Source organism: Lentilactobacillus diolivorans DSM 14421 (assembly GCF_001434255.1).
Taxonomy (GTDB): Bacteria; Bacillota; Bacilli; order Lactobacillales; family Lactobacillaceae; genus Lentilactobacillus; species Lentilactobacillus diolivorans.
In genome coordinates, this window is sequence record NZ_AZEY01000015.1 from 1 (window position 1) to 5,347 (window position 5,347).

4 protein-coding genes and 2 pseudogenes are annotated in these 5,347 nt (G+C 42.6%); 5 read left to right on the forward strand and 1 reads right to left on the reverse strand.

Annotation, left to right across the window (positions count from 1 at the left end):
- Window positions 1-264 precede the first annotated feature (264 nt).
- Window positions 265-732, forward strand: coding sequence for a CinA family protein (locus FC85_RS01275; RefSeq protein WP_057863766.1), 468 nt, complete (start codon window positions 265-267; stop codon window positions 730-732).
- Between the two features lie 64 nt (window positions 733-796).
- A pseudogene (locus FC85_RS16025) lies at window positions 797-904 on the forward strand (type 1 glutamine amidotransferase); the annotation flags it as partial.
- An 86-nt stretch (window positions 905-990) separates the two neighbouring features.
- Here the strand turns inward: FC85_RS16025 and FC85_RS01285 are convergent.
- Window positions 991-2,019 carry an IS30 family transposase gene (locus tag FC85_RS01285; RefSeq protein ID WP_057863768.1) on the reverse strand — a complete coding sequence of 343 codons (1,029 nt, stop codon included), beginning with the start codon at window positions 2,017-2,019 and terminating at the stop codon, window positions 991-993.
- Window positions 2,020-2,226: 207 nt separating this feature from the next.
- Between FC85_RS01285 and FC85_RS01290 the strand changes: the two are divergent.
- The 3 genes and pseudogenes from FC85_RS01290 (at window position 2,227) to FC85_RS16235 (ending at window position 5,298) form a co-directional block, all read left to right on the forward strand.
- A pseudogene (locus FC85_RS01290) lies at window positions 2,227-3,773 on the forward strand (type I restriction-modification system subunit M).
- Window positions 3,763-5,022 carry a restriction endonuclease subunit S gene (locus FC85_RS15340; RefSeq protein WP_083484848.1) on the forward strand — a complete coding sequence of 420 codons (1,260 nt, stop codon included), beginning with the start codon at window positions 3,763-3,765 and terminating at the stop codon, window positions 5,020-5,022. The pseudogene FC85_RS01290 and the gene FC85_RS15340 overlap by 11 nt, the downstream one beginning before the upstream one ends.
- A gap of 213 nt (window positions 5,023-5,235) precedes the next feature.
- Window positions 5,236-5,298: a putative holin-like toxin gene (locus FC85_RS16235; protein WP_230083882.1), complete on the forward strand. Its 63-nt coding sequence runs from the start codon at window positions 5,236-5,238 to the stop codon at window positions 5,296-5,298.
- Window positions 5,299-5,347 lie beyond the last annotated feature (49 nt).

Below are 5,347 nucleotides of genomic sequence, written 5' to 3' on the forward strand. Positions count from 1 at the left end.
ACTCGCTTTTTACATAGAAGTATATCAAAAATCATAGATCTTGGACAGCTTCTAAGACATATTTTCAAGTAATATGATGGCTACTGTCACTTGTTTTTAACAACGCTATTAGCAAGTATCGGATGTTAGTTAAGCAGAACTTATTTCCCGATGTCAATTGGAACTAATATCGAAGTTAAGCAAGTCCAAGTCGTATCGTTCGGAACAGCGGAAACTTTCGGTACCAAAATTATTCACTGCTGTAGAGTAGAGGAGGAATGCAATATGGATATACCGACACTAGCAAAATATTTAGCTAAACGCAAACTGACATTGACCAGCGCCGAGAGCTTAACTAGCGGGACCTTTCAAAGCCAATTAGCCGCCACACCACAGGCTAGTCAAATTTATCCAGGCGGTTTCATCACCTACGCCACCACGGCTAAAACCAGGCTACTCGGCGTGCCGGCCGCTTTGATCGCAAAATATGGCGTCGTCAGTCCTGAAGTTGCTAAAAGCATGGCCCAACAAGCGCGCAAAATTGCCGGTACTGATTTTGCGTTAGCATTTACCGGCGTGGCTGGTCCTGATAAATTGGAGGGCGTAATGGTGGGGACTGTTTGTATCGGCTTGGCTAATCCGGAAACGACGTTAGCCAAAACGTATTATTTTCCTGGTGAACCTGAGTCAGTAATGACGCAGAGCTGCCAAGCAGGGATTGATTTATTGGTGCAATACTTGCAGAAATATTAAAACGATATTGCCAGCTAGCGTGAGGCAGCGTAAAGTTAAGTTATTAATTAGCTGGAAGCTCAATATGCGGATCAATGTTTTACAACACACACCTAATGAAGGACCTGGTGCGATCGCACTTTGGGCGCAACAACACCAACATCAATTGTATATCTATCATCCGTATCAATTTCCCAAATTGCAAGAACAAATTAGCCACGCAATAAATCCCGGCAAGACAGTATTTTCATTGATATTCATATTTTAAAGATTCAATCTTTAGCCAGCGGCAGCGGAGAAAAGCTCTTTTGGGGTTTGGTAACCTGACTGCCGGCGTGGTAAGTTGTTTAGCTTGGCTTCCACTGCTTGGATATCACTAGGGTCTAAAGTATCCATGGACAGGCCCTTAGGCACATCACGACGGATCATTCGATTATGCGCCTCATTTGTGCCTCGTTCTGAAGAGCGGTAAGGGTGGGTATAATAAAGGTCGGCAACCCCGTCAAGCACCGTCCCCGCCGCTGCGAATTCTGCCCCGTTGTCAGCGGTAACGGACTTCATGATGTGCCCGTATTCTTGGCAGATCTTAGCCAGTTCGTAGTTGACTGAATCGGCGTCACGGCCATCAATCAAACGCAGGATCTGACAGCGAGATTGGCGCTCGATCAGCGTTAGAATGACACTTTCTTGGCCGTTACGTTTACCGACTACGGTATCCAACTCAAAGTGACCGAACTCTTGGCGCTGATCAATACTTTTAGGTCGCTCTTCGATACTTCGTCCGGCCAGACGCTTATGCTTGGGTGAATGGTGGTGTTTGGTGCAGCGCCGGTTTTTTTCGAGCAGATCAAGATTACGGACTTCAAGTAGTTGCGCATCGATATAGTGGTATAACGTCTTGGTCGAAACCATCTCCTCAGGTTGATATAAGCCTTCAAGTTTAGCACGGCCCACCGCGGCATCAGGCGACCAACCGTCTTGGTGAAAATGGGCCGTAAAGTAGTTGATAAAGTCAGCGACACCAGCGAGTTTCAAAGGTCGATGACAGGACATTCGGTTAGCTTCGTATTTGGCCTGTGCCGCTTCTGGCGAGTACTTGCGGTGATATTGCCGTTGACCGTTCACTTTTTTAACTTGGTCGATCTCACCACGGCGTAGTTCATTACTGATTGTTTGATGACAAACGCCGATAACTCTAGCAATTGCGCGGTTAGAGTATCCTTGGCTGTGTAGCGTGGCGATTCTGCCGCACTCAAATGAAGTTAGGTGGTGACCTTTTTCTCGGACTGTGGTATTCTGTTCTTGCATCAAGACAATAACCTCTTTCATTTTTGTGTTGGAACATCAATGATAACAGAGATTTGTCTTGGTGTTTTTTATTTTTTCAATTAGCTGGATCTAATTGGCTAACTTGATTATAAAACGCGCGGAGGTTAAACAATGTCAGAAAAAACAACTCAAGCTAGTCAACTTGAAAGCGCCCTATAGAATGCGGCCGATGTCTTACGCGGGAAAATGGACGCTTCCGAATATAAAAATTATTTATTAGGGTTAATTTTTTATCGGTTTCTATCCGAGAAAACCTTAACGACTTTTAGTGATTGGGCAGGCGAAACTGAAAATGTCACCCAGAAATATGCTCAGTATATGAATCCTCAGTTTGAATTGGAAGGCGTCTCGGCGCAGCCCAGTTTAGTGGAATATTTGCAAAACACGCTCGGCTATTTAATTCAACCCCAGGCGTTGTACACCACCCTGATTGGCAAGATTCAAGCCCATACTTTTGCGTTAGACGATTTATCTCAAGCACTTCATGATCTGGAACAGTCGACACAAAATCTATCTTCAGCGCAAGACTTTTCGGGTTTGTTTGCCGATGTGGATTTAAGTAGTAATAAATTAGGCAGTTCTTTACAACAACGGAACCAAACTATTAGTGATACTATGTTAGCTTTAAATGCGATTGATCTTATCCATCATCAAGGCGACGTCCTAGGTGACGCCTATGAATACTTAATCGCGCAATTTGCCAGTGATTCCGGTAAAAAAGCGGGTGAATTTTATACCCCGCGGCAGGTGTCCGACATTATTGCCCAGATCGTGACTTATCAGCATAATGCGGGTGACCACCAAGTGCGGACTATCTATGATCCAGCAGTTGGTTCTGGTTCGCTGCTGTTAAATGTCGGACAACACGTGCAAGAACCTGGTTTAGTGAGTTATCACGGCCAAGAACTGAACACCACGACCTTTAACCTGGCCCGAATGAATTTAATGTTACATGGGGTCTCGTATGACGATATGCATTTACGCAATGGCGACACGTTAAGTAAAGATTGGCCGGTTGACGAACCTTACTTATTTGATGCGGTCGTTATGAACCCGCCCTACTCGGCGCACTGGGATAACAGTGACAAACGCTTGTCTGATCCCCGCTTCCGCGACTATGGCGTCTTACCGCCTAAATCTAAAGCCGACTTTGCCTTTCTGCTACACGGCTTTTATCATCTGCAGGAGCATGGAACTATGGGCATCGTCTTACCCCATGGCGTGCTATTTCGGGGGGCTAAGGAAGGCAAAATTCGCCAAAAGCTTCTGCTGGATAACCGGATTGATGCCATTATTGGGCTACCGCTAATATTTTTCATTCCACCAGTATTCCAACGTTGATCATGATTTTAAAGAAACATAAAACCACTGATAACGTCTTGTTTATTGATGCGTCACGGGAGTTTGAAAAGGACAAGAATCAAAATAAGCTAACGGCAGCCAATATTCAAAAAATTGTGACCACTTATCAAAACCGGCAAGATGTCGATAAATATGCTCATGTGGCCTCACCGGCGGAAATCAAGGAGAATGACTACAACTTAAATATTCCGCGCTACGTTGATACATTTGGACCGGAACCCGAGATTGATCTGAACCAGGTCAAAGCTGATCTAAAGCAACTGGACGAGGAAATCAGTCAGAATGAACAAGCCTTTAATGAATTAGCTAGCCAGTTAGTGACCACCCAGGTTAATGATCAGTCAAAACCGGAGGCTCACAATGAAAGATAACCAAGCTAAATATCCGCAATTAAGATTTAAAGGTTTCACTGATCCTTGGGAAGAGCGTAAGTTTAAAGATAATATAGTATCTATACAAACAGGGACTAATTTATTAGGTTCTGCAGTTAACGAAGGAACCCCATTGATAAAGATGGGAAACCTTCAAAGAGGGTATTTTTCTTTCAAGAAGCTTGAATACCTTGATTCAAATAGTAATGTTGGATCGGAAGATATTGTTAATTACGGAGATTTTTTGTTTAATACAAGAAATACTTTGGAACTTGTTGGTAAAGGTGCTACATGGACTGGAATAAGTGGTAAATATGCTTTTAATAGCAATATAGCTCGCTTTAAATTTGATGGAATTGATACAATATTCTTTAACTATTTATATAATACCCAACAAGTTATCTCCCAAGTTCACGCAAGAGCGGTTGGGACAACCAGTGTATCCGCCGTGTATCCAAGAGATCTAAATTCGTTATTATATTACTTACCTAGTATTGAAGAACAACAAAAAATCGGTTCATTCTTCAAACAACTTGATGACACTATCACTCTTCATCAGCGTAAGTTAGCTATGCTTAAGGAACTTAAACAGGGCTATTTACAGAAATTGTTTCCCCAGAATGGTAGTAAGTTCCCGCAATTAAGATTTGCAGGGTTTGCTGACGCTTGGGAACAACGTAAGCTTGGAGAGCTTGGATTGAATATTTCTGATGGAGACTGGATTGAGAAGCAACATATTTTCGAGAATGGACAGTATCGGATAATCCAAACCGGTAATATTGGTGTGGATGAGTACCTCGATAAGCCACAAAATGCAAAATATTTTCGTCAGGAAGACTTTAACCAATTAAAGGCAAATGAAATATTTCCAGGCGATATTGTTGTTTGTCGCTTAGCAGATCCGGCAGGTAGAGCCGTGATTTTACCAAACATCGGGAAACAGATGGTTACTTCAGTTGATGTCGCAATTTTGCGTCCTAGTTCAAAGATCTCATTTCGATTTTTGGTTTCACAACTAAATAATCCTCGTAACCTCAAGCAAGTTCAAATAATGGCATCTGGCTCAACACGTACTAGGATTAGTCGAAAAAACCTAGAAAGGGAAATCATTCAGCTTCCCAACATCAATGAACAAAAAAAGATAGGAAGCTTCTTTTCAATTTTAAATAGTACCATCGCTCTTCATCAGCGTAAGCTTGAAAAACTCCAAGAACTTAAAAAGGGGTATCTACAAAAGATGTTTTGCTGATTCTTAATTTGATCAAATTTAGGATCCTATGAAACCCCATGACTTAATTTTTATTGTGCTTGGTCAACACTTAATTCACCTGTATAATGGATTACGCAGGAAGTTTTAAGGGCGGTGGCTGTCTTTTCCCTTGCGAGGTGAGGCCCATGGGAACATGGAATAATCTTCAGGAAGGTTTCACAGTCAATGAGCGTCTTCCAGACACTCTCGTTGATGTTGCTGTTTGCAATGTTTATTTTAGCGTTGCTAACATACATCGACAAAAGGAACAAATAAAAAAGCCGCCCTGCGTAACTTTGGCTAGGTTACAGGGTGACTCAACTAT